Origin of the sequence: Streptomyces sp. NPDC046870 (assembly GCF_040704595.1) — a bacterium.
Taxonomy (GTDB): Bacteria; Actinomycetota; Actinomycetes; order Streptomycetales; family Streptomycetaceae; genus Streptomyces; species Streptomyces argyrophylli.
The window spans coordinates 250221-275297 of sequence record NZ_JBEYXM010000003.1; the positions used below are offsets into that span (position 1 = coordinate 250221).

General features: G+C 73.2%; 27 protein-coding genes. 12 read left to right on the top strand and 15 right to left on the bottom strand.

Annotated features, from left to right (window positions below; genetic code table 11):
• Window positions 1–4 precede the first annotated feature (4 nt).
• The 4 genes from AB0946_RS09685 to AB0946_RS09700 form a co-directional block, all read right to left on the bottom strand.
• Complete coding sequence (locus AB0946_RS09685) at window positions 5–415, bottom strand: hypothetical protein (RefSeq protein WP_366760027.1); 411 nt, start codon at window positions 413–415, stop codon at window positions 5–7.
• Between the two features lie 89 nt (window positions 416–504).
• Window positions 505–825: a cytochrome C oxidase subunit I gene (locus tag AB0946_RS09690; protein WP_366760281.1), complete on the bottom strand. Its 321-nt coding sequence runs from the start codon at window positions 823–825 to the stop codon at window positions 505–507.
• A gap of 26 nt (window positions 826–851) precedes the next feature.
• A complete protein-coding gene (ctaD, locus tag AB0946_RS09695) occupies window positions 852–2576 on the bottom strand; it encodes a cytochrome c oxidase subunit I (RefSeq protein WP_366760028.1) in 1725 nt (574 codons plus the stop codon).
• Between the two features lie 195 nt (window positions 2577–2771).
• On the bottom strand, window positions 2772–3152 hold the full coding sequence (locus tag AB0946_RS09700) for a nuclear transport factor 2 family protein (RefSeq protein WP_366760029.1): 381 nt from the start codon (window positions 3150–3152) through the stop codon (window positions 2772–2774).
• A gap of 99 nt (window positions 3153–3251) precedes the next feature.
• Here AB0946_RS09700 and sigJ point away from each other — a divergent pair, with 99 nt between their 5' ends.
• A complete protein-coding gene (gene sigJ / locus AB0946_RS09705; RefSeq protein ID WP_366760030.1) occupies window positions 3252–4196 on the top strand; it encodes an RNA polymerase sigma factor SigJ in 945 nt (314 codons plus the stop codon).
• Window positions 4197–4311: 115 nt separating this feature from the next.
• Entirely contained in the window at window positions 4312–5505 is a 1194-nt protein-coding gene (locus AB0946_RS09710) for an FAD-dependent oxidoreductase (RefSeq protein ID WP_366760031.1), read from the top strand.
• Between the two features lie 242 nt (window positions 5506–5747).
• Here the strand turns inward: AB0946_RS09710 and AB0946_RS09715 are convergent, their stop codons facing one another.
• From AB0946_RS09715 to AB0946_RS09735, 5 genes are all read right to left on the bottom strand, one after another.
• Window positions 5748–6044: an SCO5918 family protein gene (locus AB0946_RS09715; protein WP_225808596.1), complete on the bottom strand. Its 297-nt coding sequence runs from the start codon at window positions 6042–6044 to the stop codon at window positions 5748–5750.
• An 88-nt stretch (window positions 6045–6132) separates the two neighbouring features.
• Entirely contained in the window at window positions 6133–7656 is a 1524-nt protein-coding gene (locus AB0946_RS09720) for a DEAD/DEAH box helicase (RefSeq protein WP_366760032.1), read from the bottom strand.
• A 178-nt stretch (window positions 7657–7834) separates the two neighbouring features.
• The gene (locus tag AB0946_RS09725) at window positions 7835–8038 is read right to left on the bottom strand and encodes a cold-shock protein (protein WP_007383480.1); all 204 of its coding nucleotides are present in this window, start codon (window positions 8036–8038) and stop codon (window positions 7835–7837) included.
• Between the two features lie 229 nt (window positions 8039–8267).
• On the bottom strand, window positions 8268–8603 hold the full coding sequence (locus AB0946_RS09730) for a MerR family transcriptional regulator (RefSeq protein ID WP_366760033.1): 336 nt from the start codon (window positions 8601–8603) through the stop codon (window positions 8268–8270).
• A gap of 241 nt (window positions 8604–8844) precedes the next feature.
• Complete coding sequence (locus AB0946_RS09735) at window positions 8845–9276, bottom strand: CBS domain-containing protein (RefSeq protein ID WP_366760034.1); 432 nt, start codon at window positions 9274–9276, stop codon at window positions 8845–8847.
• A 249-nt stretch (window positions 9277–9525) separates the two neighbouring features.
• Here AB0946_RS09735 and AB0946_RS09740 point away from each other — a divergent pair, with 249 nt between their 5' ends.
• The 3 genes from AB0946_RS09740 (at window position 9526) to AB0946_RS09750 (ending at window position 12867) form a co-directional block, all read left to right on the top strand.
• Window positions 9526–9951 (top strand): DUF2267 domain-containing protein, encoded by a 426-nt coding sequence (locus tag AB0946_RS09740; RefSeq protein WP_366760035.1) that lies wholly within the window; start codon window positions 9526–9528, stop codon window positions 9949–9951.
• Between the two features lie 134 nt (window positions 9952–10085).
• Entirely contained in the window at window positions 10086–10856 is a 771-nt protein-coding gene (locus AB0946_RS09745) for an SDR family oxidoreductase (RefSeq protein WP_366760036.1), read from the top strand.
• Window positions 10857–11103: 247 nt separating this feature from the next.
• On the top strand, window positions 11104–12867 hold the full coding sequence (locus tag AB0946_RS09750) for a SpoIIE family protein phosphatase (RefSeq protein WP_366760037.1): 1764 nt from the start codon (window positions 11104–11106) through the stop codon (window positions 12865–12867).
• A gap of 1 nt (window position 12868) precedes the next feature.
• On the opposite strand, the gene AB0946_RS09755 is transcribed toward AB0946_RS09750, so the two are convergent.
• Entirely contained in the window at window positions 12869–13693 is an 825-nt protein-coding gene (locus tag AB0946_RS09755; protein ID WP_366760038.1) for a GntR family transcriptional regulator, read from the bottom strand.
• Between the two features lie 80 nt (window positions 13694–13773).
• Between AB0946_RS09755 and AB0946_RS09760 the strand changes: the two genes are divergently transcribed.
• Together AB0946_RS09760 and AB0946_RS09765 are read left to right on the top strand one after the other, a co-directional pair.
• On the top strand, window positions 13774–14643 hold the full coding sequence (locus tag AB0946_RS09760) for a carbon-nitrogen hydrolase family protein (protein ID WP_366760039.1): 870 nt from the start codon (window positions 13774–13776) through the stop codon (window positions 14641–14643).
• A gap of 66 nt (window positions 14644–14709) precedes the next feature.
• Window positions 14710–16074, top strand: a complete 1365-nt coding sequence (locus tag AB0946_RS09765) for an APC family permease (RefSeq protein WP_366760040.1) — start codon at window positions 14710–14712, stop codon at window positions 16072–16074.
• A 104-nt stretch (window positions 16075–16178) separates the two neighbouring features.
• Here AB0946_RS09765 and AB0946_RS09770 read toward each other — a convergent pair whose 3' ends face one another.
• Both AB0946_RS09770 and AB0946_RS09775 read right to left on the bottom strand, forming a co-directional pair.
• Complete coding sequence (locus AB0946_RS09770; RefSeq protein WP_366760041.1) at window positions 16179–16487, bottom strand: hypothetical protein; 309 nt, start codon at window positions 16485–16487, stop codon at window positions 16179–16181.
• 122 nt (window positions 16488–16609) lie between these two features.
• The gene (locus AB0946_RS09775) at window positions 16610–17806 is read right to left on the bottom strand and encodes an epoxide hydrolase family protein (RefSeq protein WP_366760042.1); all 1197 of its coding nucleotides are present in this window, start codon (window positions 17804–17806) and stop codon (window positions 16610–16612) included.
• A gap of 332 nt (window positions 17807–18138) precedes the next feature.
• Between AB0946_RS09775 and AB0946_RS09780 the strand changes: the two genes are divergently transcribed.
• On the top strand, window positions 18139–20910 hold the full coding sequence (locus AB0946_RS09780) for an AAA family ATPase (protein ID WP_366760043.1): 2772 nt from the start codon (window positions 18139–18141) through the stop codon (window positions 20908–20910).
• Window positions 20911–20942: 32 nt separating this feature from the next.
• Here the strand turns inward: AB0946_RS09780 and AB0946_RS09785 are convergent, their stop codons facing one another.
• On the bottom strand, window positions 20943–21788 hold the full coding sequence (locus AB0946_RS09785; protein WP_366760044.1) for an RNA polymerase sigma factor SigF: 846 nt from the start codon (window positions 21786–21788) through the stop codon (window positions 20943–20945).
• A gap of 224 nt (window positions 21789–22012) precedes the next feature.
• Here AB0946_RS09785 and AB0946_RS09790 point away from each other — a divergent pair, with 224 nt between their 5' ends.
• A complete protein-coding gene (locus AB0946_RS09790; protein ID WP_366760045.1) occupies window positions 22013–22435 on the top strand; it encodes an ATP-binding protein in 423 nt (140 codons plus the stop codon).
• Window positions 22436–22501: 66 nt separating this feature from the next.
• Here the strand turns inward: AB0946_RS09790 and AB0946_RS09795 are convergent, their stop codons facing one another.
• Window positions 22502–22672: a hydrophobic protein gene (locus AB0946_RS09795; protein WP_171154443.1), complete on the bottom strand. Its 171-nt coding sequence runs from the start codon at window positions 22670–22672 to the stop codon at window positions 22502–22504.
• A gap of 205 nt (window positions 22673–22877) precedes the next feature.
• A complete protein-coding gene (locus AB0946_RS09800) occupies window positions 22878–23273 on the bottom strand; it encodes a CBS domain-containing protein (RefSeq protein WP_366760282.1) in 396 nt (131 codons plus the stop codon).
• Window positions 23274–23451: 178 nt separating this feature from the next.
• Between AB0946_RS09800 and AB0946_RS09805 the strand changes: the two genes are divergently transcribed.
• From AB0946_RS09805 to AB0946_RS09815, 3 genes are all read left to right on the top strand, one after another.
• The gene (locus AB0946_RS09805; RefSeq protein ID WP_366760047.1) at window positions 23452–24012 is read left to right on the top strand and encodes a DUF308 domain-containing protein; all 561 of its coding nucleotides are present in this window, start codon (window positions 23452–23454) and stop codon (window positions 24010–24012) included.
• A 203-nt stretch (window positions 24013–24215) separates the two neighbouring features.
• A complete protein-coding gene (locus AB0946_RS09810; protein ID WP_366760048.1) occupies window positions 24216–24449 on the top strand; it encodes a hypothetical protein in 234 nt (77 codons plus the stop codon).
• Between the two features lie 85 nt (window positions 24450–24534).
• A complete protein-coding gene (locus AB0946_RS09815; protein ID WP_366760049.1) occupies window positions 24535–25032 on the top strand; it encodes a SigE family RNA polymerase sigma factor in 498 nt (165 codons plus the stop codon).
• Window positions 25033–25077 lie beyond the last annotated feature (45 nt).

Below are 25077 nucleotides of genomic sequence, written 5' to 3' on the forward strand. Positions count from 1 at the left end.
CGCGTCACCGGGAGCGCGGCGTGGACCGGGCACCGCCCCGCCGCTTCCCGCCGGGGTCCGCGCACCGCGGCCTCCCGCACCGCCACCAGGCCGCCAGCCAGCCCGCCTGCATCGCCGCGTCGAGCAGGTAGGTGGGGCGGATCCGGCCGAGGGGCACGTAGACGAGGTCGACGGCCAGCAGGGTCACGGCGGACCCGATGCCCGCCCGGCGCGCCTGGCCGAGCGATTCCGGGGCCGGACCGGTGCGCAGCAGGCTCCAGCCGGTCGTGGCGAGCAGCCCCGCCGTCGTCCGCTGGAGCCAGACGTCGGTCTTCGGCCCGAAGACCCACTCGAAGCTGCGCAGGTGCAGCAGGGGCCAGCCACCGCCGACGAGATTGAACAGGCCCTGGGCCCGGGCCACGGTCACCGCGCTCATCGGCTGCCTCCCGGTCGCCTCACGTCCCCCCTGGACACCACCGGTCCCGAGTGACCCGCGGGTGCCCCGGCAAACCGGCCGGCGCGGGCTCAGAGGGCCCGCAGCAGGGCGGCCAGGGTGGTGACGCCGGCGCACACCGCGAGCGCCACGCCCACGCAGCGCCGCCGTAGTTCGGCGTACCGCTGCTCGTACTCGGCCCGCAGCGACACGCACCGGGCCGCGATGCGTTCGAGGTCGGCCCGGGCCCGCAGCAGGCTGTCGGCGGCGTACCGCCGCTCGACCTCCTCGCGCTGCGCCGTCGTCAGCCAGTCCAGGGAGCCGGCGAACTCCCGGGCGCGCTGCTCCGCCTCCGCGACCCTGGCCTGCCACAGCAGGTAACCCTCGACCTCGTTGCCCAGGTCGCCGTCCACTCCGGTCCCCTGCTGGGGCAGACCGCTCACGCGCGGCCCCCGTCGCTCGTGAGCGCGGTGCTGTGGCCCTCCTGCTCCCGCATCGCGATGTCCGGGTGGTGCAGGTCGAACGCCGGGGATTCGCTGCGGATCCGCGGCAGGGTGAGGAAGTTGTGCCGGGGCGGCGGGCAGGAGGTCGCCCACTCCAGCGAACGGCCGTAGCCCCACGGGTCGTCCACGCCGACCGGCTTGCCGTACTTGGCCGTCTTCCAGACGTTGTAGAGGAACGGCAGGATCGACAGGCCGAGCAGGAAGGAGCTGATGGTCGACACCGTGTTCAGCGCGGTGAAGCCGTCGGCGGCCAGGTAGTCGGCGTAGCGGCGCGGCATGCCCTCGGCGCCCAGCCAGTGCTGGATCAGGAAGGTGCCGTGGAAGCCGGTGAACAGGGTCCAGAAGCAGATCTTGCCCAGGCGCTCGTCGAGCATCTTGCCGGTGAACTTGGGCCACCAGAAGTGGAAGCCGGCGAACATCGCGAAGACCACCGTGCCGAAGACGACGTAGTGGAAGTGGGCCACCACGAAGTAGCTGTCCGTCACGTGGAAGTCCATGGGCGGGGAGGCCAGGATGACACCGGTCAGACCGCCGAAGAGGAACGTCACGAGGAAGCCGGTCACCCAGAGCATCGGCGTCTCGAAGGACAACGAGCCCTTCCACATCGTGCCGATCCAGTTGAAGAACTTCACCCCGGTCGGCACGGCGATCAGGAACGTCATGAAGGAGAAGAACGGCAGCAGCACGGCGCCGGTGGGGAACATGTGGTGCGCCCACACCGTGACCGACAGGCCGGCGATGGCGATGGTCGCGGCGACGAGGCCCATGTAGCCGAAGATCGGCTTGCGGGAGAACACCGGGATGACCTCGGTGACGATGCCGAAGAACGGCAGCGCGATGATGTACACCTCCGGATGGCCGAAGAACCAGAAGAGGTGCTGCCACAGGATCGGGCCGCCGTTGGCCGCGTCGTACACATGGGCGCCGAAGATGCGGTCGGCCGCCAGCGCGAACAGGGCGGCGGCCAGCACCGGGAAGGCGAACAGGACCAGGACACTGGTCAGCAGCACGTTCCAGGTGAAGATCGGCAGGCGGAACATGGTCATGCCGGGCGCGCGCATCGCGGTGATCGTGGTGATGAAGTTGACGGCACCGAGGATGGTGCCGAAGCCCGAGAACGCCAGACCGAGGATCCACATGTTCCCGCCGACCCCGGGGCTGCGCATCGCGTCGGACAGGGGCGTGTAGGCGAACCAGCCGAAGTCGGCCGCGCCGTTCGGGGTGACGAAACCGGCCATCGCGATGAGCGAGCCGAACAGGTACAGCCAGTAGGCGAACATGTTCAGCCGGGGGAAGGCCACGTCGGGCGCGCCGATCTGGAGCGGCATGATCCAGTTGGTGAAGCCGGCGAACAGCGGGGTGGCGAACATCAGGAGCATCACGGTGCCGTGCATCGTGAAGAGCTGGTTGTACTGCTCGTTCGAGACGATCTGAAGTCCGGGGCGGGCGAGTTCGGCGCGGATGATCAGCGCCATCAGCCCGCCGGCCAGGAAGAATCCGAACGACGTCGACAGATAGAGGGTGCCGATCGTCTTGTGGTCGGTGGTGGTCAGCCACTTCACCACGACATTGCCGGGCTGCTTGCGCCGGACCGGCAACTCGTTCTCGTACGAGTCCTCGGCTGGGGCGCCACCGCCCTGGGGTTCGTTGAGGATGCTCACCAGTCGTCCGTCTCCCGATGCTCGCCGTCCGCCCACGACAGGACGTCGGTCACCGCCATCCTCGCCACGCGAGGCCGCGCCCGGGGCCCTGAGCGTGCGACGTGCGGCCATTCGGATGACGGATACACCCGACCGGCCCAACGAACCGGGGCCTCGCGCCCACCCGGCGCCGCCCCGGCCCCGCCGGGAAGGGGGTCAGCGGGCGGGCTCGATGTCCCCCGCGAAGACGATCACCTGGTCGATGAGGTGCGTACGGGGCCGAAGGTGCACCACGTCCGTCCCGGCCAGCCGGGGCCCGCCGTCCGGTGTGGTGAACGCCCACCGGTAGCGGGCCCATTCACCCGGCATGTCCACCGCCGAACAGCGGACCATGGTGCCGGCGCCGGCGGGGTGGCGACGGATGTCCAGCACGAACCGTTCGACCGCCTCCACTCCCTCGCTGCGTCCCAGCGGCCCCCAGAACACCACGTCGGGGGTGAGGGCCTGGGACAGCAGGGAGATCACCTGGCCGTCCTCCCGCGCGTTGAACGCGGAGAGGAACATGTCGATCGCTGACTGAGCGGCTTCTTCCAGCATGCAGCAGTCATACCAGCCGCGCCGGGGCGCACCGACGGTCTCCCGGGGAGAACCCGCGGCCCCCGCCCGGCGGGGGCCGCGGCGGCTAGGATCGCGGACATGGCCCTGACAGTGAGCGACGTGGAGCGGTTCGAGGCGGCCCGGCCCCGGCTGGAGGCCATCGCCTACCGCCTGCTCGGCTCGGCGAGCGAGGCCGAGGACGCCGTGCAGGAGACGTTCCTGCGCTGGCAGGCCGCCGGCGCCGGCCACGTCGAGGTCCCCGAGGCCTGGCTGACCAAGGTGCTCACCAACCTCTGCCTCAACCAGCTCACCTCGGCCCGCGCGCGACGCGAGACCTACGTGGGCCAGTGGCTGCCCGAGCCGCTGCTCGCCGGGGACCCGATGCTGGGCCCGGCCGACACCGCGGAACAGCGCGAGTCGGTGTCGTACGCCGTCCTCACCCTGCTGGAGCGCCTGACCCCGGGCGAGCGGGCGGTGTACGTGCTGCGGGAGGCCTTCGACTACCCGCACCGGGAGATCGCCGAGATCCTCGACATCAGCGAGGCCGCGAGCCAGCAGACCCTGCACCGGGCCAAGAAGCACGTCGCGGACGGCAAGGCCCGCATCGAGATCGACGAGGCCGCCGCCCGGCGGATCGTCGAGGAGTTCCTGGCCGCCGCCACCAGCGGCCGGACCGAGCCGCTGGTACGGCTGCTCACCCAGGACGCCGTCTCGGTCGGCGACGGCGGCGGCAAGGTCCCGGCCCGCACGAAGCCGTTCGAGGGCGCGCTCGCGGTCGCCACGTTCATGCGGGGCCTGTTCAAGCCCGGCAAGGCCAAGCGCAATCTGGTCGGCGGCTCGCCCGGCATCTACGCCACCACCGCCAACGGCGAGCCGGCCGTCGTGGCGGTCCTCGACGGCCGGGTCATCGGCGTCATCTGCCTGGAGGTCACCGCCGACGGCATCCGCGCGTTCCGCGGCCAGGCCAACCCCGACAAGCTCGAACGCGCGACCCGGCACTGGGCGGCCACCGACCACGGCGAACCCCTGCTCCGCCCCTTCTGATCCGGGGCTCCACGCCCGCCGACCATCATGTGACGTGCTTCACACCCGGTTCCTGTCAGGAAACGGCGGGCCGCCCGGTTCAAGGGGCGAATCCGCTCAAGACAGGAGCCAGGAAATGCAGCACCGCATCGTCGTCCTCGGAGCCGGATACACCGGAGCCATCACCGCCGGGCGCCTCGCCAGGCGGCTGCGCCCCGAAGACGTCTCCATCACCCTCGTCAACGCCGAACCCGACTTCGTGGAGCGCGTCCGGCTGCACCAGCTCGCCACCGGCCAGGACCTCAGGCCCCGGCCGTTCAGCGAGATGTTCGCGGGCACCGGTGTGCGGCTGAGGCTCGCGCGGGTCACCGGCGTCGACGTCGACCGCAGGACGGTCGCCGTGACCGACGCGGACGGCGCCGGGGAACTGGAGTACGACACCCTCGTGTACGCCCTGGGCAGCGGCTGGGACGACCAGGGCGTCCCCGGCGCGGCGGAACACGCCCACGAGATCACGGGCCGTGCCGGAGCGCTGCGGCTGCGGGAGCGGCTGGCCGGCCTGACGGCCGGGCAGCCGGTGGTCGTGGTCGGCGGCGGCCTCACCGGTCTGGAGGCGGCGGCCGAGATCGCCGAGGCCCGCCCGGACCTCGACGTCGCCCTCGTCGCCCGTGGCGGACTCGGCGACTGGCTCTCCGCGAAGGGCCGCGCCCACGTGCGCAAGGTCTTCGCCGGGCTCGGCGTCACGGTGCGCGAGCACACCGACGTCACGGCCGTGGCGGCCGACCACGTCACCACCGCCGACGGCGCCACGGTCCCGGCCGCGGTCACCGTGTGGACCACCGGCTTCGCCGTCCACCCGATCGCGCGGGCCACCGGCCTCGAGGTCACCGGGACCGGCCAGATCGTCGTCGACCGGTCCATGCGCTCGGTCTCGCACCCCGACGTGTACGCCGTCGGCGACGCGGCCCTGGCGATGGGCCCCGGCGACAAGCCGCTGCGGATGTCGTGCGCCTCGGGCGTCCCCAGCGCCTGGCAGGCCGCCGACGCCATCGCGGCGCGCCTGACCGGCGGCAAGCTCCCGAAGGTGGCGGTGCGCTACTTCAACCAGTGCATCTCGCTGGGCCGCAAGGAAGGTCTGATCCAGTACGTCACCGCCGACGACCGCGCGGTGCGGGCGGCCCTGACCGGCCGGATCGCCGCCGTCTACAAGGAACTGGTCTGCAAGGGCGCGGCCTGGGGCGTCGCCAACCCGCTGCTCGTCCCGGCCCCGCGGCGGCGCGTGGTGCGGGAGCGGGCGGACGCGGTGGCACCGGCGAACGCACCGGCCTGAGCCCGGCGTCCGGCCCGGGACGCCGTTTCCCGGCGTCCGCCGCACACGCCACACCGGTTGTCGTCGGCGGTTCGCGGCGACAACCGGGCGGCGCGGGCCGTGGCGCCCCGGCACGGCGCCCGGCTCGTGGCCGAACCGTGTGCCGCACGGGACGCGGTGCGCAGGTCCGGCCCGCTCCGTCTCCGGGTGCCACGTCCCACGCCGCTCACACCCGTGAACCGGGACGCGTGGTCACCGGGAGCTCACCAGCGCCAGGCGTCCTCGTCGGCGCGCGGGGCCGGGGCGGGCGCGGCCGGCGCGGCCGGGGGCGCGTCGTGGCAGGTGAACCCGAGCCGGGTCAGGGCCCGGCGCATCTCGCCCGACGTGAAGTCGCGGCGGTCCTGCTTGGTGATCACCTCGCCGACCTGCATGACGGGGTAGACGCGGCGGCCGATGCTCACCGAGACACCGGTGACCGGTTCGGGCGAGACCCCGTTCATCGACTGCTCGACCTCGCTCTTGGTCAGGTCGAAGGGGAAACGGGCGATGACACAGCGCATGGCGGACTCCACAGGATCGGGGGAGGGACAGCGGAGGGATCGACCGTAGGCTCGCCCCGGACGCGGAGGGCGAATCCCGGTACCTGGACTAGGAGTTGTTCCTCGGGGCGGAGCGACGGGTGCGGGTGGCCGCTCCCCGGCCGGCCCCGCGTCCCCGGCGGCCGCGCGGGGCGGACGCGGGGCGCTCGCTCCGTTCGGCGGCCGGCGCGGTGACCGTGACGGGCACGCCGGAGGGGGTGCGGGCGCCGGTGATGCGGTGCAGTTCGGCCTCGCCGGGGCGGACCCGGACGGTACGCGCGGTGATGCCGGCGTCGGCCATCAGGCGGTCCATCGCACGCCGCTGGTGCGGCAGGACGAGGGTGACGACCGTGCCGGACTCGCCGGCCCGGGCGGTACGGCCGCCCCGGTGCAGGTAGTCCTTGTGGTCCCCGGGCGGGTCGACGTTGACGACCAGGTCGAGGCCGTCGACGTGGATGCCGCGGGCGGCGACGTTGGTCGCCACCAGGACCGTCACGTGGCCGTCCTTGAACTGGGCGAGCGTGCGGTTGCGCTGCGGCTGCGACTTGCCGCCGTGCAGGGCCGAGGCGCGCACCCCTACGGACAGCAGGTGCCTGGCCATCCGGTCCACCGCGTGCTTGGTGTCCAGGAACATGATCACCCGTCCGTCCCGGGCGGCGATCTCGGTCGCGGCGGTGTGCTTGTCGTCGTCGTGCACGTGCAGCAGGTGGTGCTCCATGGTGCTGACGGCTCCCGCGGACGGGTCGACCGAGTGCACGACGGGATCGTGGAGGTAGCGCCGTACCAGCAGGTCGATGTTGCGGTCCAGGGTGGCCGAGAACAGCAGCCGCTGGCCGCCGTCGGCGACCTGGTCGAGCAGGGCCGTCACCTGCGGCATGAAGCCCATGTCGGCCATCTGGTCGGCCTCGTCCAGGACGGTGACGGCGACCTGGTCCAGCCGGCAGTCGCCCCGCTCGATGAGGTCCTTCAGCCGGCCGGGCGTGGCGACGACGACCTCGGCGCCGCCGCGCAGCGCGCTCGCCTGACGGCCGATCGACATGCCGCCCACCACGGTGGCGAGCCGCAGCCGCAGGGCGCGGGCGTACGGGGTGAGGGCGTCGGTGACCTGCTGGGCCAGTTCCCGGGTGGGCACGAGGACGAGCGCGAGCGGCTGCCGGGGCTGGGCCCGCTGCCCGTCCAGACGGGCCAGCAGCGGCAGGCCGAAGGCGAGCGTCTTGCCCGAGCCCGTGCGCCCGCGGCCCAGGACGTCCCGGCCGGCCAGCGCGTTCGGCAGCGTGGCCGCCTGGATCGGGAAGGGCGTGGTGACGCCTTCGGCGCCGAGTGCGGCCAGCAGCCGTGCGGGCATGTCGAGTTCGGCGAACGTCTCGACCGCGGGCAGCGGTTCGGTGAGGGTGACCGGCAGGGCGAACTCCTGCCGGCGGGTGCCGGAGCGGGCGCCCGCGCCGCTCCTGCGTCCGGTGCCCGGACGGGGGCCCTGCCGGCCCTGCTCCTGCGCACGGGAACGGCCGCCGCGCGTGCCGCCGGCCGTCCGGGTGGACGTCCGGTCCGCGCGGAAGCGGCCAGGGTCGCCGCCGGTGCGACGGGTGCGGTTCATGAGGGAACCTTCCTCGATGCGGCGTATCGAGGAATTCCGCTCAGCGGTGAACGAACCGCGCGTGGATTCACAAGAATGAGCCGACGGAAATGCGAAAATCCGGCCGGAGCCGGGAAAACAATGGGCTGGGGCCCGCAGCTCGAGAGCGCGGGCCCCAGCACCATGCAGCGCGTCAGCGTCAGGCGGGAACGATGTTCTCGGCCTGCGGGCCCTTCTGGCCCTGCGTGACGTCGAAGGTAACCTTCTGGCCTTCCTGAAGCTCGCGGAAGCCGGAGGTGGCGATGTTCGAGTAGTGCGCGAACACGTCGGCGCCGCCGCCGTCCTGCTCGATGAAGCCGAAGCCCTTTTCCGCGTTGAACCACTTCACGGTGCCAGATGCCATATTGAATCTCCCTCGGGGGCAATGCCGGACTCCGCACTTTACGGAGCCGAGTCGCCGCGATGATCACCCCTCCGGAAGAATCCGGAAAGCTCTGCAAAGAAAAAAATCTCTGGCAACCAAAACTGCAACTGCTATCACGCTAACACAGGCCGGCCGGAAGCCCCACGTGTTTTCGCGGTCGTCCAGGTATTCTGACGCCGTCGTGGCCGGGATTTCTGCAGCGGCGGCTCTAGATATCCGCACGCCGTTGGTCGATCCGCCGGCGCATGTCCTGGTTCACGCGGAGGGCGTCGTCGAGCTGGTCCTCCAGGGAGACGATGCGGCACGCGGCCTCGATGGGCGTGCCCTGGTCCACCAGCTCCCGGGCGCGGGCGGCGACGCGCAGCTGGCGGCGCGAGTACCGGCGGTGGCCGCCCTCCGAACGCAGCGGGGTGATCAGCTCGGCCTCGCCGATGGCCCGCAGGAAGGCGGGAGTGGTGCCGAGGACGTCGGCGGCCCGCCCCATCGTGTAGGCGGGGTAGTCGTCGTCGTCCAGGTTGCCGGCGGCGGCGTTCTCAGCGGGCATGGCACCTTCGTCTCGGGACGCGGCGAGAGGCGCGGGCCTGTGTGGCACCCGTGCTCCGAGGCGTTTCGATACGCTCCGCGTCGTGCGACAACCCTAACTCCGGCGGCCCAGGAGATCTGTCCCCGCCGCGACAGACTTCCTCCCCACGGGCGCCGTGGCGCGCCGTCGGTACGCGCCCCCCCGTCCACCGGCCGGTGGACGGGGTGCGCGTCGGTGGACGGGGACGGGAACGCCGGCCGGCCTACCTGTTGGGTTCGGACGCGCTGATCTCGCTCAGCGCGGAGTCGGTGTCGCGCTCGACGGCGAGGTCGCCCAGGGAGACGATGCCGACCACGCGGTCCCGTTCGGGATCGACCACCGGCAGGCGGCGTACGGCCTTCTCCCGCATGAGGCCGACCGCGCGGTCGACGGGGTCGTCCGGGGTGACCGTGGTCAGGTCGGTGCTGCACGCGTCCTCGACGTGCACACCGCTGACGTCGCCGCCCTCCGCCAGGATCCGCACGGTGAGGTCCCGGTCCGTCACCAGGCCACGCGGGTGGCCCTCCTCCGTCACCAGGACCGCGCCGATGTCCTCGTCCCGCATGCGGCGGGCGACGTCGGCGACGTAGGTCTGCGGGCTCACCTCGACCGGCGGGGCGGTCATCACGTCCCGCACCATCTGTGCTGTCGCCATGGCGGAACCTCCGAATACGTGTCTCGTTGTCTCCGGCTCTCGTGCACGCCGTGCGGTGGCCGCGACCGCCGCGGTGGCCGCAACGACCGCGAGGGGCGAACCACTTCGTCAGCCGGACTACCACGATTCCGGCGATCCATGTCTGCTTCGGTGCGATATGTAGGTCTGTGTACGCGTCTGCCCCATGGGCACCCGTCAGCCACTCCCAGACCCCAGGACAACCCCCTGACCGCACCAGCGGGAGGAAGCATGATCAGCCATCGGCATCTGGTGGAAGAGGTGGCGTCACGGGCCCGTCTCGGCGACGAGGAGGCCGCCGACGCCGCCGTTCACCTCGTCCTCGCGGCGCTGAGCAGCCGCCTCGACCCACCGCACCGGGAGCATCTGCGGCAGGCCGTCCCGCCCCACGAACGGGACGCCCTGGAAATCGGCGCACGGTGGCACGGCGGCGAGGCGCCGGCCGGGCCGGCCGATCCGCTCGACGCCTTGCTGGCCGATGTCGCCCGGCCCGTGGACGCCACCCCCGAGCAGGCGCTGTTCCTGGCGCGGACGGTGGTCTCCCGGATCACGGCCGGGGACACCGGCCTGGAGGCCGACCTGCGCGGCGCCCTTCCGGAGGAGTTCGGGCCGCTGTTCGCGGAAGCCGGCCCGGGGCCCGCGCGGTCGGACCGCTGACCCTCCGGGGCGGACGGGCCTCCTGGCCCGCCCGCCCCGGCCGTGCCGTCGGCGCACCGTCATGGACTGGACTTGCCAGTCCATTTTCTGCGGCGCACAGTGGCCCGCACACCGCGAGACGAGGAGAGCGCGCCATGAGCGGACGGCTGCGGAACAAGACGGCACTGGTCACCGGATCGACCAGCAACATCGGACAGGCGATCGCGGAGGCGTTCGCCGCGGAGGGAGCCCGCGTCATCGTGTCCGGGCGGAACCGGGAACGGGGGACGCAGGTCGTCGAAGGGATCCGCGCGTCCGGCGGCCGGGCCGACTTCCTGGCGGCGGACCTCGACGGCAGCGCCGAAGCCTCCCGGGACCTCGCCGCCCGGGCCCGCGAGACCCTGGGCGGGCGGATCGACATCCTGGTCAACAACGCGGGCGTCTACCCGGCCCCCGGCACCGCCACCACCGACGAGAGGACCTTCGACCAGGTCTACGCGGTGAACGTCAAGGCGCCGTTCTTCCTCACGGCGGCCGTCGCCCCGGACATGGCGGAGGCCGGCGGCGGGGTGATCGTCAACCTCGGCTCCTGGATCGCCCGCCTGGGCGTGCCGCTCGGTGCGCTCTACAGCTCCACCAAGGGGGCCATGGAGACGCTCACGCGGGCGTGGGCCGCGGAGTTCGGCCCGCTGGGCGTGCGGGTGAACGCCGTCTCACCGGGCGTGATCCTGCCCCCGGCGCCGGAGGGCGGCGAACCGCATCCGGGCGAGGTCATGATGAAGGGCACCCCGGCCGGCGGTGTCGGCACGCCGGACGCCATCGCCCACGCCGTGGTCTGGCTGGCCAGTGACGAGGCGGCCTTCGTGCACGGGACCGTGGTGGACGTCGACGGGGGCAGGACGGGCGTCGCCGTCATCGCCGCGTAGCGCCCGCCGGCCGGCCACCGATCAGACGCGGGCGGTGCGGGCGGTGCGGGCCGCCGGGAGGTGAGGCCCGTTCACCTCGCCGGGGCCGGCGGGAGGGGTACCCGGCAGCCGGTGCCTGCGGCTGTCCGGGCCGGTGCCCCCGTCGTCAGGAAAGTTCCCGCCCGTGACGGGGCATACGGAAGATCAGGCGCCCACGGCACCGGGCGACGTACACGCGCGGCGCCCCACGAGCACAGGAGGCCACGACATGGCAGGGGCGGAGAGGGCCGGGACCGGCCGGCAGCGGCAGCGGACGGAACCCCGTGCCCGTGCCCGGCTCGCCGACGCGGTGGAAGCCATCGGCGCCGGAGCGTACGTCGTCGACGAGCAGGGCCACATCCTCGCCGCGAACGTCCTCGCCGAACGGCTGCTGGGCCGGTCCGCCGCGGACCTGCTCGGCCAGGACGCCCACGACCTGCTGCACCGCGGGCCGCAGGGCCAGCCGCTGCCCACGACGCAGTGCGCCATGCGCCAGGCGTTCCACGCCGGGAGCCCGGCGCAGGGCCACACGGAGCACTTCCTGCGCGGTGACGGCTCCCTGCTGCCCGTCTCCTGGATGATCAGCCCGTACGACCTGGGCGACACCGGCGACCGGCGAACCGGCACGCTCGTCCTCTTCCACACCCCCGAGCGGGCGGACGCCGCCGAGCCGCGCCCGGAGCGGGCCACCGAGTCGCTGACCGACTTCGAGCGGCTGGCCCTGCTCGCCGAGACCACCACGCGGCTGACCTCCACGCTCGACGTCGACGAGGCACTGCGCCGGCTGGTGTCCCTGGTGCTGCCCCGGCTGGCGGACTGGGCCGTCATCGACCTGATCACCGAGCACGACGAGGTGTGGCGCACCGCCGTGGTGCACGCCGAGGGCGACCGCCTGGTCCACCACGAGGACCTGGAAGGGCCGATGCCGCCGGTGCCCGAGGAGTCGCCGATGCCGCTGTCCCGGGCACTGCGCGGTGTCGCCTCCGCCCTGGCCGGGCCGGCCACCTACCGGCGTGCCCCGGATTCCGGCATCGCCGTCGAGCAGCGCCGTCTGTTCGAGGCCACGGGCATCCACTCGGCGGCCATCGCCCCGATCCGCGGCACCCGCGAGGTCCTCGGGGCCCTCACCCTGGGCCGGGCCGGGAAGCCGGGGGACTTCACCATCGCCGACCTGCCCCTGCTGGAGGACATCGCCCGCCGCGCCGGCGTCGCGCTGGACAACGCCCGTCTCTACCAGCGCCAGCGCGCGGTCGCCGAGACCATGCAGAACCACCTGCTGCCGCAGATGCCGCGGGTCCCCGGGCTCCAGATGGCCGTCCGCTACCTGCCCGCTCCGGACGCCTCCCAGGTCGGCGGCGACTGGTACGACGCCTTCACCCTGCCCGACGGTGCCACCGCCCTGGCCATCGGGGACGTCGTGGGCCACGACCTGGAGGCCGCGGCCGGCATGGCCCAGCTGCGCAACATGCTCCGCGCCTACGCCTGGTCCCAGCAGGAACCGCCCAGCCGCATCGTCCAGCGGCTCGACGAGGCGATCATGCCCATCACCGACGTCACCATGGCCACCCTCATCCTCGCCCGGCTCACCCGGACGGACGACGGCAACTGGGAGCTGACCTGGACGAACGCCGGCCACCCCCCGCCCCTGCTCGTCACCCGTGACGGCCTGGCCGAGTACCTCACCGAAGGCCACAGCCTCCTGCTGGGCACGGGGGTCGACGCGCCCCGCCCCGACGCCAGCGTGGTGCTGCCGCCGGGCTGCACGCTCCTGCTGTACACCGACGGCCTCATCGAGGCACCCGGTTACACCCTGGACGAGGGTCTGAACCGGCTGCGCCAGCACGCCGCGGCCCTCGCCCACCGCCCGCTGCCGTCCCTCACCGACCAGCTCCTGCGCCGCGTCCACCCGCCCGGCCTCGACGACGTGGCCCTCCTCGCCCTGCGTACACCGCCCCAGCCGGGCCCGGGCCGGCCGGAGCCCCGCGGACGGTGAGTCAGGCGGTCCCGCGCGGCCCGGTCCCGCGGTCCCCGGCCGTCTCCAGCAGCCCCACGAACATGGTCCGGTGGAGCACTTCCACGTGCCGGCGCGCGATGTCGGCCGCCGCCGCGGTGTCGCCGGCGCGCAGGGCGTCGACCAGGGCGCGGTGTTCGAGGTTGGACTCGCGCAGGGCGTCCATCGGGTAGGGCAGGTAGTAGCGGTACAGCTGCTGGAGCACGCCGCGGTAGGCCTCGGCCGCCGCGGGCACGCCGGTGGCGGCGGCGACGGCGAGGTGGAACCGTTCGTCGCAGCCGTGGAACTCCGCCCAGGTCGGCACCTGGTCCATCTCGTCGGCCAGCCGCTCCAGGTGCGCCAGGGCGGCCTCGTCGGCGTTGCGGGCGGCCAGGTGGGCGAGGCCGCACTCCAGCACGAGCCGCTGGTCGACGAGCGCGTGGACCTCGCTGTCCCGCGCGCGGTAGTCGTCCATCGCGCCGACCACGCCCCGGGCCGGCCGCTCGGCGACCCGGGTGCCTCCGTTGCGGCCCCGGCGGCGCTCCAGGACACCGTCCCGGCAGAGCGTGGACAGCGCGCGGCGGACGGTGATCTCCCCGACGTCGAGCGCCGCGGCTATCCGGTCGGTCGGGGGGAGCTTCTCGCCCGGGGCGAGCAGTCCCAGGTCGACGGCGAGCCCGATGCGCGCGCGCACGGTGTCCAGGGCCGTGAGCCGGCGGATGCCGTCGAGCGCGGGGGCGTTGAAGGGCAGGGCCGCGCCGGCCGGCCGTCCGCCGGCCGGCTGCGGGGCGGGGCCGTCAGGGGCGGGGCCGTCCTGGGGGTGAGGCATGCCGTCAATGTAGCGAGACCGGAAAACGGATCAAAATGATTCTATTGATTAACAGCTCACCTTGAGCTAATTTCCTGGCCATGTCCCGTCCCCTCCCCCTCGCCCTCGTCCAGGCACCTCCCCGCCCGGCGACGGCACCCCTGTCCGGATTCGCCGAGGACGTCGGACAGCTGCGGGACCGCTTCCCGCAGACCCGCCTCGCCGTGTACCCGGAACTGCACCTGTGCGGCGTCGACCCTTCGCCGTCGGCGACCGAGCAGCTCCAGGAGGCCGCCGAGCCGCTGAACGGCCCCCGCTCACGGCAGCTCGCCGAGCTGGCCGGCGACCTGGGCATCTGGCTCGTACCGGGCACCGTGTGCGAGCGCGGCGAGCGGGGCGAGCTGTTCAACACGGCGCCGGTCTACTCGCCGGACGGCCGTCTCGTCGCCTCGTACCGCAAGATCTTCCCGTGGCGGCCGCACGAGCCGTACGACCCCGGCGACCGCTTCGTGGTGGCGGACCTGCCCGGCGTCGGCCGTATCGGCATCTCCATCTGCTACGACGCCTGGTTCCCGGAGGTCGCGCGCCAGCTGGCCTGGCTGGGCGCCGAGGCGATCGTCAACCCGGTCATGACCACCACGGCGGACCGCGCCCAGGAACTGGTGCTGGCCCGGGCGAACGCCATCGTGAACCAGGTCTTCGTGCTCAGCGTCAACACCGCAGGCCCGCTCGGCACCGGCCGGAGCCTGGTGGTGGACCCCGAGGGACGGGTGCGCGCCGAGGCCCCCGACTCGGCGCCCACCGTGCTGACCGACGTGCTCGACCTGGACGACGTCACGCGCGTCCGCACCTTCGGCACGGCGGGGCTCAACCGCATGTGGGACCAGTTCACCGACGCCGACACCCCGATCCACCTGCCGCTGTACGGCGGCCGCATCGACCCCGGCCGCTGGCGCCCCGCCACCGGCTGAGCCGTCCCGCCCGTTCGCCCGTCCCCGTCCCCGGAGCTCCCCCCGGAGCCCGTCATGGAGCCCCTCATGGAGAACGCCCCCGCTCAGGGTCTCACCCGTGCGCTGACGCTCAGATCCGTCGTCGTGTTCGGCCTCGCCTACATGACCCCGCTGATCGTGCTCGGCACGTTCGGCGTCGTGGCCGAGAGCACCGGCGGCACCGTGCCCACCGCCTATCTGCTGGCCCTGCTCGCCATGCTGTTCACCGCGCACAGCTACGGGAAGATGGCCGCCGCGCACCCCGTGGCCGGGTCGGCGTACACCTACGTCCGCAGGGCCATCGACTCGCGGGTGGGCTTCCTGATCGGCTGGGCCACGCTGCTCGACTACTTCTTCCTGCCCATGGTCATCTGGCTGATCGGCGGCGCCTACCTCCAGGCCCAGTTCCCCGGCGTCCCGTTCTGGGTGTGGATCATCGGCTTCATCGTGCTGACCACCGCCCTGAACGTGCGGGGCATCAAGACCGCCGAGCGGGCCAACGACCTGCTCATGACCTTCCAGGTGCTGGTGATCGGCATCTTCGTCGCGCTCTCCCTGCGGCACGTGGTGCACGTCGGGGGCGCCGGGGCGCTGGCCGGCACGGCACCGTTCGCCAACCACGCCACCACCCTGGCGGGCGTCTCCGCCGGAGCGGCGATCGCTGCCTACTCCTTCCTCGGCTTCGACGCGGTCACCACGCTCACCGAGGAGACCATCGAGCCGCAGCGCACCATGCCCCGGGCCATCCTGCTGATCGCCCTGATCGGCGGCGGCATCTTCGTGGCCGTCGCCTGGGCCACCCAGCTGGCCCACCCCGGCAGCTCCTTCGACGACCCCAGCTCGGCCGCCTTCGAGATCGCCCGGACCATCGGCGGCGACCTGTTCTCCTCCGTCTTCCTGGCCGGCCTGGTGGTGGCCCAGTTCGCGTCCGGCATCGCCGCGCAGGCGAGCACGTCCCGGCTGCTCTACGCCATGGGCCGCGACTCCGTCCTGCCGCGCCGGATCTTCGGGCACATCCACCCCCGCTACCGCACCCCGGTCCTCAACATCCTCCTCACCGGCGTGGTCGGCCTGATCGCCCTGCGCCTGAGCGTGGCGACCTCCACCTCCTTCATCAACTTCGGTGCCTTCATCGCCTTCACCTTCGTCAACTTCGCGGTCATCGCCACGTACGTGCGCGAACGGCGCGCGGGCCGCCGCCCCGGTCCGCTGGGCCATGTGGTCGCCCCCGCGATCGGCGCGGCGGTGGACATCTGGCTCCTGACCCACCTCGACACCAAGGCCCTCGTCCTCGGCGTCTGCTGGCTCGCCCTCGGCATCTGCTACCTCGCCTACCTGACCCGAGGCTTCCGCACGCCCCCGCCGGAGCTGACCTTCGAGGAGGAGCCGCCGGTCGTCACCGAGCGGGTGTGATCCCGGGGCGCGTGAGGCCGCGCCCCGTCAGCCGGGCCGGAAAAAGGGCGTGGCGCCGCCCGCCCGTGGAACGGGCGGACGGCGCCACGCGCCGGACCGGAGACTCATCCGGGGAAGGGCTTGCTCGCGTCCTCGTCGGCCTTGATGCACGCGTCGAGCTTCCTCTGGATGGCGGCCGCCTCGTTCAGCGCCTTCCTGGCCGCCGCCGTCTCCCCGAGCTGCTTCAGCCTCGCGGCCTTGTCCTTGAGGGCGGCTATCTGCTGGCGCATCTGGTTCTTGTTGCACGTGACGGTGGCCTTGGCGGTGACCGCGCCCCGGCCGGCCGGAGTGGCGGCGTGCGCCGGCACCGATGTGAACAGGAAACCGCCGACGACGGCCGCCGAGACGGCCAGGGCGGAAAGACGCTTGGTCATGAGTTGATTCCCCCATATATGGCGTGACTTGGTCGAAGTCGATCTTACGGGGGCCGACGGCGGGCGCGTCCGGCGGGGCGGCCGGCGGGCCGGGTGCCCGGCCGCCCCGCCGCGACGGTGCGCTAGCGCAGCGAGCGCAAGCCCGTACGGATCTCCTGGACCAGCAGCTCCGGCTGCTCCCAGGCGGCGAAGTGGCCGCCCTTGTCGAGCCGGTTGTAGTGGACGAGGTTCGGGTACGCCTGCTCCGCCCAGCTCCTGGGGGCCTGGTAGAGCTCGTCGGGGAAGACGCTCACGGCCACCGGGAGGCGCACGCCGTTGACGCCGAAGAACGGGGTCCGGTTCTCCGCGTAGAGGCGGGCGGCGGACACCGCGGTGTTGGTCAGCCAGAACAGCGTGATGTTGTCCAGCACGTCGTCGCGGGTGAGGCCCTCGTCGTGCCCGGCGAAGGCGCGGGAGATCAGGGCCAGACTGGCCGCGTCGTGGTCGAGCAGGAAGGCGGCCAGGCCGACGGGGGAGTCGGCGAGCCCGGTCAGCGTCTGCGGGCGCGAGCCCATCATGTAGGCGTAGTAGACGTGCCGGTAGACGAAGTCGAGCGCCTCGACCGCCGCCCGCTCCTCGTCGGAGAGCGTCAGGCCCTCGGGCAGCGGGTCGCCCTTCGCCAGCGCGGCGTCGATGGCGGCCGGGATCACGCCGGGCATGTTGGTGTGGATGCCGACCAGGCCCTCGGGCTCCTGCGCGCCCATGAGGTCGGTCACGATCGCGCCCCAGTCGCCGCCCTGCGCCGCGTAGCGGGTGTAGCCCAGCCGCTTCATCAGCTCTCCCCAGGCGCGTGCGATGCGCTCGGGGCCCCAGCCGGTGGTGGTGGGCTTGCCCGAGAAGCCGTAGCCGGGCATGGACGGGATCACCAGGTGGAACGCGTCCGACGCGGTCCCGCCGTGGTTCGTGGGGTCGGTGAGCGGCTCGATGATCTTCAGCTGCTCGACGACCGAGCCGGGCCACCCGTGGGTCACGATCAGCGGCAGCGCGTCCTCGTGCTTCGAGCGGACGTGGATGAAGTGGATGTCCAGCCCGTCGATCTCGGTGATGAAGTGCGGCAGGGCCTTCAGCCTCGCCTCGGCCCTGCGCCAGTCGTACTCCGACGCCCAGTAGCGCGCGAGTTCCTGGATCGTGGCGAGCTGCGTGCCCTGCGACTGGTCCTCGACCGTCTCCTTCTCGGGCCACCGCGTGGCCAGGACGCGTGACCGCAGGTCCTGGAGCTCCGCTTCCGTGAACTCGAAGGTGAACGGCCGGATCGCCGACGTTGCGGGGTTGGTGGACATGCGTGTGGTTCTCCTTGCTGTCGCCGGCGACCTCGCGTTGCCGGCACCTCCACGGTGGCCCGCGGCGGGGGCGCGTCGGCCCCGGGAGAACCCCGGGACCGATCCCGGGCACGGACCCCGGGGTCTGCCCTGAGCGATCCCGGGGTACGTCCCGAGCCGGGCCCCGGGGCTTCGTCCCGCATCCGTCCCGGCCGTCCACCGACCCGTACAAAACGCCTGAAACACCTGAAACGCACTACGGTGGCTATGGCGGCCCCAAGTCGGCCGCGGGGCCTGCGGAAGGCACCAGGCGGCGCGTCGGCCGGTACAGGCGGCGGATCAGGAGATCGATCATGGGGGCGTATCCCCTCGACACCCCGGTCGGACTGCTGGGGCGGGACCGGGAGCTGGCCGTGCTGGACGAGGTGCTGGCCACGGCGCGGGCGGGCGGCAGCGCGGTCCTGGTCCTGCGCGGCGAGGCGGGGATCGGGAAGACCGCGCTCCTGGGCTACGCTGCCGACCGGGCCGCCGGCTTGCGCACCTTCGGCATCGCGGGCGTCGAGTCGGAGATGGAGCTGCCGTTCGCGAGCCTCCACCAGCTCTGCGCGCCCCTGCTGGACCGGCTCGGTGAGCTGCCGGAACCGCAGTGCGAGGCACTGTCGGTCGCGTTCGGGCTGCGCGGCGGCGACGTGCCGAACCGGTTCCTGGTGGGCCTGGCCGTGCTCGGTCTGCTGGCCGGTGCCGCCGAGGCCCAGCCGCTGGCCTGCCTCGTCGACGACGCGCAGTGGCTGGACAAGGGCTCCCGGCGGGTCCTGGCATTCGTCGCCAGGCGGCTGGTGGCGGAACCGGTGGCGCTGGTCTTCGCACTGCGGGAGCAGGAGGACGAAGGGGAGCTGGCCGGTCTGCCGGAACTGCTCGTCGACGGCCTCGGCGAACCCGACGCGCGTGCCCTGCTGGCCTCGGCCGTCCGGGGGCCCCTCGACCCGCTGGTACGGGACCGGATCGTCGCCGAGGCCCACGGCAACCCGATGGCCCTCCTGCACCTGCCCCGCGCACCCGCGGACCTGGCCGGAGGATTCTGGCTCCCCGGCGGACGCCGCCTGGCGAGCCGCATCGAGGACGCCTTCCAGCGGCGCTTCCGATCACTTCCGCGGGACAGCCGGCGGCTTGTGCTGACCGCCGCGGCCGAGCCGACCGGAGACGTGTGCCTGCTGTGGCGCGCGGCCGCCCGGCAGGGTATACCGGCGAGCGCCGCGGCGCCGGCGGAGGCCGCGGGGCTCGTCGAGTTCGGGACCAGGACGCGGTTCCACCACCCGCTGGTGCGCTCGGCCGTCTACCGGGGGGCGTCCGCGCCGGACCGCCGAGCGGCGCACCGGGCGCTGGCGGAGGCCACCGACGCCCGCCTCGACCCCGATCGCAGGGCATGGCACCGCGCGCACGCCGCCGCCCGGCCCGACGAGGGCGTCGCCGTGGACCTGGAGGAATCGGCCGGCCGGGCCCACGCCAGGGGAGGAGCCGCCGCGGCAGCCGCCTTCCTGCGGCGGGCGGCGGAACTGACGCCCGATCCCGCGCGCCGCGTCACCCGTGCCCTGGCCGCCGCGCAGGCCCACATCGACGCCGGCGGGGCAGACCAGGCCCGCACCCTGCTGGCGGCCGCGGAGGCCGGCCCGCTCGACGACCTGCACCGCGCCCGGCTCGAACGGCTCCGCGCCCGGCTGGTCTTCTCCCAGGTCCGGGGCGGCGACGCGCCCCGGCTGCTGCTCGCGGCCGCGCACCGGCTGACACCTCTCGACACCGCCCTGGCCCGTGACACCCTGCTGGAAGCGGCAGGCGCGGCGATCTTCGCCGGCCGGCTGAGTGACGGTCCCGGGCAGCGGGAGGTGGCCGAGGCGGTGCGTGCCGGGCCCGCGCCGCCGACGCCACCGCGCATGGTGGACGTCCTGCTGGAGGGCATGACCGAGCGGGCCGTCGAGGGCTACGCCGCCGGCGTCCCCGCGCTCCGGCGGGCGCTGCACGCCGTCCGGGACGCCCAGGACTCCGGCCTCACCGACGCGGAACTGCGCTGCCTGCTGCTGGCGTTCCAGGTGACACCCGAGCCCCTCGCGGCGGAGCTGTGGGACGACGACGGCTGGCACGAGCTGGCAGCCGGCGCCGTGCGGATCGCCCGTGCGGCGGGGGCGCTCGCCGTTCTGCCCATGGCGCTGACCTACCAGGCCTGCTCCCAGGTCCACGCGGGCGCGTTCGACACCGCGGCGGCACTGATCGACGAGGCCACGGCCATCTCCAAGGCGGCGGGCGGCGCGCCCATGATGCACACGGACCTCCTGCTCGCCGCCTGGCGTGGCCGGGAGACGCAGGCACGGGACCTCATCGAGACCACCGCCGCCGAGGCGCGCGTCCGGGGCGAGGGCCGTGTCCTCGGCCTCGCCGAGCACGCGACCGCGCTGCTGCACAACGGCCTCGGCCGCTACGACACCGCGCTGGCCGCCGCGAGAAGGGCGTGCGGGTACGAGGACCTCGGCATCTTCGGCTGGTCCCTGGCCGAACTGGTCGAGGCGGCCGCCCGCGGCGGGCAGCCGGAGGCCGCCGGAGCGGCGCTGGAGGAGCTCACCGCGCGCACCCGCGCGAGCGGGACCGAGTGGGCCCTGGGCGTCGGGGCGTGCTCGCGCGCGCTGCTCGGCGACGACCGGGCCGCCGACGCGCTCTACCGGGAGGCGATCGAGCACTTCGGGCGCTCGCGGATCGCCGTCCAGCGGGCCCGCGCCCGTCTGCTGTACGGCGAGTGGCTGCGTCGCCGCGACCGCCGTCAGGACAGCCGCGTCCACCTGGCCTCCGCCTACGAGGCGTTCACCCGGATGGGGGCCGAGGGCCTCGCCGAGCGGGCGCGCAGGGAGCTGCTGGCGACGGGGGAGACCGTACGCAAGCGGACCGCGGGCGCCGACGCCGGGCTCACCCACCAGGAAGCCCAGATCGCCCGGCTGGCCGGTGCCGGGCACACCAACGCGGAGATCGCCGCCCGGCTGTTCATCAGCCCCCGCACCGTGGAGTGGCACCTCGGCAACGTCTTCGCCAAGCTCGGCGTCCCTTCGCGCAGACACCTGCGCTCCGCGCTGCCTCCCCCGTGACCGGGGCCGGGCCGGGCCGACGTCCCGTGGCTTCAGCGGGTGCTGAGCATCCCCTCGCGCAGGCGGGTCAGGCAGCGGGAGAGCAGCCGGGAGACGTGCATCTGGGAGACACCGAGGCGCTCACCGATCTGGGCCTGGGTGAGTTCCTCCACGAAACGCATGTGGATGATCTGCCGGTCCCGCTCGTCGAGTTCGGCGATCAGGGGAGCCAGGGCGTGGAAGTCCTCCACCAGCTCCAGGGCCGCGTCCTCGGCGCCGATGAAGTCCTGCAGGGCCGCCTCGCCCTCCTCGCTGCCGTTGATCGCGGCGTCCAGGGAGGCGGAGTTGTAGCCGTTGGCCGCCAGGCGGGCCTCGCGGACCTCGTCCTCGGACAGGCTCATCAGCTCCGACAGTTCCTTGTCGGTCGGGGTGCGGCCCAGCCTGCTGCGCAGTTCCTCGGTGGCGCGGGCGAGCTGGACGCGGGCCTCCTGAAGGCGGCGGGGCACGTGCACGGCCCAGGTGGTGTCGCGGAAGAACCGCTTGATCTCGCCGACGATGTAGGGGATGGCGAAGGAGGTGAACTCCGCCTCCCGCGACAGCTCGAACCGGTCGATCGCCTTGATCAGGCCGATCATGCCGACCTGGACGATGTCCTCCATCTCCTCCGGCCCACGGCTGCGGAAGCGGCCGGCCGCGTAGCGGACCAGGGACATGTTCATCTCTATGAGCGTGTTGCGGGCGTAGCTGTACTCGGGGGTGCCCTCTTCCAGGACGGCCAGCTGCTCGAAGAAGAGGCGCGAGAGCTCCCGGGCGTCCTTGGGCGCCACCTGGGAGGGGTCGGCGACTTCGGGCAGTCCGGTGGTCCGCGTGTCGGCTGCCGTCGTGCTCGTGAGCACCATGCTGTTCCCCTCCCGAGTTCGAACTGTCCGCAACCGCCGGCCCCGGCCGGCGTCATCGCAGCGGCTACCCGCTCATCCTGCCCCTACACCCTGGGTCCGCACGAATCCCGGGGATCTTCCCGGCGGAGGCCGGCGGCTCGCGGCGCGTACCGGTGCGCGTGCTCCTCCGCGCGGATCCGGGGCAGACGTGGGAGACACCGGCGGGACGAACGAAGGAGGAGAACATGGCCGAGGACTCCTCGGTGAAGGCGGTGGGCTGGGCTCGCTCACTGCCCATCAGCAGCGGGGTGAAGGCGGCCCGGGACTGGACGCGCGCGCACCTGGCGGCGCTGGGGTGGGCCGAGACGGCGCCGGACCTGATGGACTCGGTGCTGCTGACGGTGTCCGAGCTGGTCACCAACGCTCATGTGCACGCCCGTAGTTCGGCACAGCTGATCCTCACCTGGGACCAGGCGTGTCTGCACGTGACCGTCCACGACGCCTCCCCCCGGCTGCCCGAGCAGCGTGACCCCGGGCCCGGGGCGCTGGGTGGCCGCGGTCTGCTCCTGGTCGACGCCCTGGCCGACACCGTGGAGGTCCACCGCTGCCCCTACGGCAAGGACGTCACCGCGTGCTTCCAGCCGCCGTCGCCCTCGAAGGCCGGGTAGACCGGCACACACGCGGGGACCGGCTGAAGCCCAGCCGGTCCCCGCGTGCGGAAGCGATGCGTCAGGTCACCATCGGTACCAGCGTCCGCGACCACCACCCGCGTTGGTGGAGCGCATGACGAAGCCGAGCAGCCAGAGCACCAGGACGGCGACGGCGACCCACCACAGAATCTTGATGGCGAATCCGGCGCCGAAGAGAATCAGTGCGAGAAGCAGGACGAGCAGCAGGGGAACCATAGTTATCTACCTCCTGGACCACCGTTTGCCCTCGGCCGGTGCCCGCATTCCTCGAAGGCGCCTTGTTTGTGAAGGAAAAGCGGGGGAATCAGCGGCAGGCTTTTCACGCGGTGTTCCCCGGTGTTCCTGCCGTGATTCCCGGTGCGATTCCCTTCGTGACTCCTGTCGTGATTGCTGTCGTGGCTCCTGTCGCGCGGACGGGAGATCAGTCGCTGGACAGGACGCCGAGGAGATCACCGACGGCCCGGTCGGGCAGTGCCCTGGCGACGTCCGCCAGGGCGACGATGCCCACGAGGCGGTGGCCGTCGATGACGGGCAGCCGGCGCACCTTGTGGGAGGCCATGGTGCGCAGCAGCTCCTCCGCGTCGTCGTCCGCGCCGATCGTGACGGCCTCCCCCTGGGCCAGGTCACCGGCCTTGACCGCGGCGGGGTCCTTCCCGGCCCCGAGGACCTCGACGACGATGTCCCGGTCGGTGAGGACCCCCTTGAGGCGGTCGTCGGTACCGCAGACGGGAAGCGCGCCGACGCCGAGTTCGGCCATCTTGCGGGCGGCGTCGAGAACGGTCTCGTCGGCGGTCACGCATTCCGCGCCCTCGGTCATGATGTCCCGTGCCGTGGTGGTCACTCGTCCTCCTGAAAGGTCGTAATGTCCGGGACATCTCGATTAACCCGTGACCGGTGGGCGAAACGACTCGCCGGGATATCGGTGCGCGAGATCGGTCCGGGCCGTGCGCTGGGTACCCGGGTCACCTCTGTTCGGTGGACGAAGGGGTGATGGTGTGCGGCGGCAGCTGATGTGGATGCTCGTGGCGCGGGGTGCGGCGGCCCTGCTGTTCGGGGCGGTCGCCCTGGTGTGGCCGGGGGTGACCGTCCTCGCGCTGGCACTCCTCTTCGGCGTGTACGCGCTCGTCGACGGCCTGGCCCTCCTGGCGAGTTCCTTCCGCCGGCAAGGGGACGCGGCCCACCGCGCCGCGCACGCGACCGGGGGTGTCCTGGGCACCGCTGCGGGCGTGGTCAGCATCGGCTGGCCCGGCGTCACCGCCCTCGCCCTGGCCGCGCTGGTCGGCGCCTGGGCCGTGGTCACCGGCACCGCGGAGATCTGGGCGGCGGTGCGCTTCCGGCACGAACTGCACCACGAGTGGGTGCTGTTCCTGGCCGGCGTCGTGTCGGTCGCGGCCGGAGTGCTCGTCTGGGCCCGGCCGGACGTGGGTGCGCTCACCATCGCCCAGGTCATCGGTGTCTACGCCCTGGTCAGCGGCGCTCTGGTGCTGGCCGCGGCCCGGCGACTGCGCGGTACGGCCACAGCGGGGCGGCCGGTGCGCCAGGCGCGGCACGCCTGAGCGGGAGCGCCGGAGCACACGGCGAGGCGGCGACGCCCCGGCCGCCCGGCGCACCCGGCACGCGACGATGCCCCGGTCCGTACGGCCCGGGGCATCGTCGCGCCCGGCCGGGACGAGCGGACACAGCATGTTCACGCACCCGCCCGGTGGCCGGCCGCCCGCTGGGCACCCGTCCACGGTCGCCTGCCGGGAGGGAGCCCGTCGTGGTCATCGTTGCCTGCCTTCTCCTGCCCTTCGTGGGGCTGCTGTTGTACGGCATGGACCGTGTGGAGGACTGGCTGACGCGCTCATCGGGGCCGCCCCGGCACGCCGGAGCGCGCCGTCTGCGTCTGATCGCGGGCGGCCGCCAGGAGTCCCCCGCCCGTGCGGGAACGGGCGGCCGGCAGCGGATCCCCGCCCGTTCCCGCACGGGCCGGCGCGCCTCCCGCGCCGCCTGAGCGGCATCCCGTGCCGTCGGCGGCGTAACGCGGGAGCACCCCCACCGCGTGTAAGAGATGACGTCCGGCCACGAAAGGACACACGGTGGGGGAAGCACCCGCGGACTACCTGGAGTTCGCAGCCGCCCGCAGCGGACCGCTGTTCAGGACCGCCTGCCTGCTCACGGGCGACTGGCACCTCGCCGAGGACCTGGTCCAGGAGACCCTCGCCAAGATGTACCGCTCCTGGCGGCGGATCAGCCGGGCGCAGGCCCCGGTGGCCTATGCCGACACCGTGCTCGTCCGCAGCTTCCTCTCCCAGCGCCGCCGCCGCAGCTCCACGGAGCGCCCCAGCGACCGGCTGCCCGACGCGGTCGCCCCGGCGCGGGACCCCGAGCTGCGGCTGGCCCTGCTGGACGGCCTGGCCCGGATGACGGCCAAGGACCGTGCCGTCCTGGTGCTCCGCTACTGGGAGGACCGCTCGGTGGAGGAGACCGCGCAGGTCCTGCAGCTGTCGCCGGGGGCCGTGCGGGCCCGGAGCATGCGCGCCCTGGAGCGGCTGCGCGCCCTGCTCGGCGACCAGCTGGCCGACCTGACCGCATGACGAGCACGGCCGGGCGGCGCTCCTCGCCCGGGCCGGCAGACGCCC

Coding starts and splice junctions, on each gene's coding strand:
- AB0946_RS09685 (WP_366760027.1), bottom strand. CDS start 415: ATGAGCGCGGTGACCGTGGCCCGGGCCCAGGGCCTGTTCAATCTCGTC.
- AB0946_RS09700 (WP_366760029.1), bottom strand. CDS start 3,152: ATGCTGGAAGAAGCCGCTCAGTCAGCGATCGACATGTTCCTCTCCGCG.
- sigJ (WP_366760030.1), top strand. CDS start 3,252: ATGGCCCTGACAGTGAGCGACGTGGAGCGGTTCGAGGCGGCCCGGCCC.
- AB0946_RS09710 (WP_366760031.1), top strand. CDS start 4,312: ATGCAGCACCGCATCGTCGTCCTCGGAGCCGGATACACCGGAGCCATC.
- AB0946_RS09715 (WP_225808596.1), bottom strand. CDS start 6,044: ATGCGCTGTGTCATCGCCCGTTTCCCCTTCGACCTGACCAAGAGCGAG.
- AB0946_RS09720 (WP_366760032.1), bottom strand. CDS start 7,656: ATGAACCGCACCCGTCGCACCGGCGGCGACCCTGGCCGCTTCCGCGCG.
- AB0946_RS09725 (WP_007383480.1), bottom strand. CDS start 8,038: ATGGCATCTGGCACCGTGAAGTGGTTCAACGCGGAAAAGGGCTTCGGC.
- AB0946_RS09730 (WP_366760033.1), bottom strand. CDS start 8,603: ATGCCCGCTGAGAACGCCGCCGCCGGCAACCTGGACGACGACGACTAC.
- AB0946_RS09735 (WP_366760034.1), bottom strand. CDS start 9,276: ATGGCGACAGCACAGATGGTGCGGGACGTGATGACCGCCCCGCCGGTC.
- AB0946_RS09740 (WP_366760035.1), top strand. CDS start 9,526: ATGATCAGCCATCGGCATCTGGTGGAAGAGGTGGCGTCACGGGCCCGT.
- AB0946_RS09745 (WP_366760036.1), top strand. CDS start 10,086: ATGAGCGGACGGCTGCGGAACAAGACGGCACTGGTCACCGGATCGACC.
- AB0946_RS09750 (WP_366760037.1), top strand. CDS start 11,104: ATGGCAGGGGCGGAGAGGGCCGGGACCGGCCGGCAGCGGCAGCGGACG.
- AB0946_RS09755 (WP_366760038.1), bottom strand. CDS start 13,693: ATGCCTCACCCCCAGGACGGCCCCGCCCCTGACGGCCCCGCCCCGCAG.
- AB0946_RS09760 (WP_366760039.1), top strand. CDS start 13,774: ATGTCCCGTCCCCTCCCCCTCGCCCTCGTCCAGGCACCTCCCCGCCCG.
- AB0946_RS09765 (WP_366760040.1), top strand. CDS start 14,710: ATGGAGAACGCCCCCGCTCAGGGTCTCACCCGTGCGCTGACGCTCAGA.
- AB0946_RS09770 (WP_366760041.1), bottom strand. CDS start 16,487: ATGACCAAGCGTCTTTCCGCCCTGGCCGTCTCGGCGGCCGTCGTCGGC.
- AB0946_RS09775 (WP_366760042.1), bottom strand. CDS start 17,806: ATGTCCACCAACCCCGCAACGTCGGCGATCCGGCCGTTCACCTTCGAG.
- AB0946_RS09780 (WP_366760043.1), top strand. CDS start 18,139: ATGGGGGCGTATCCCCTCGACACCCCGGTCGGACTGCTGGGGCGGGAC.
- AB0946_RS09785 (WP_366760044.1), bottom strand. CDS start 21,788: ATGGTGCTCACGAGCACGACGGCAGCCGACACGCGGACCACCGGACTG.
- AB0946_RS09790 (WP_366760045.1), top strand. CDS start 22,013: ATGGCCGAGGACTCCTCGGTGAAGGCGGTGGGCTGGGCTCGCTCACTG.
- AB0946_RS09795 (WP_171154443.1), bottom strand. CDS start 22,672: ATGGTTCCCCTGCTGCTCGTCCTGCTTCTCGCACTGATTCTCTTCGGC.
- AB0946_RS09800 (WP_366760282.1), bottom strand. CDS start 23,273: ATGACCGAGGGCGCGGAATGCGTGACCGCCGACGAGACCGTTCTCGAC.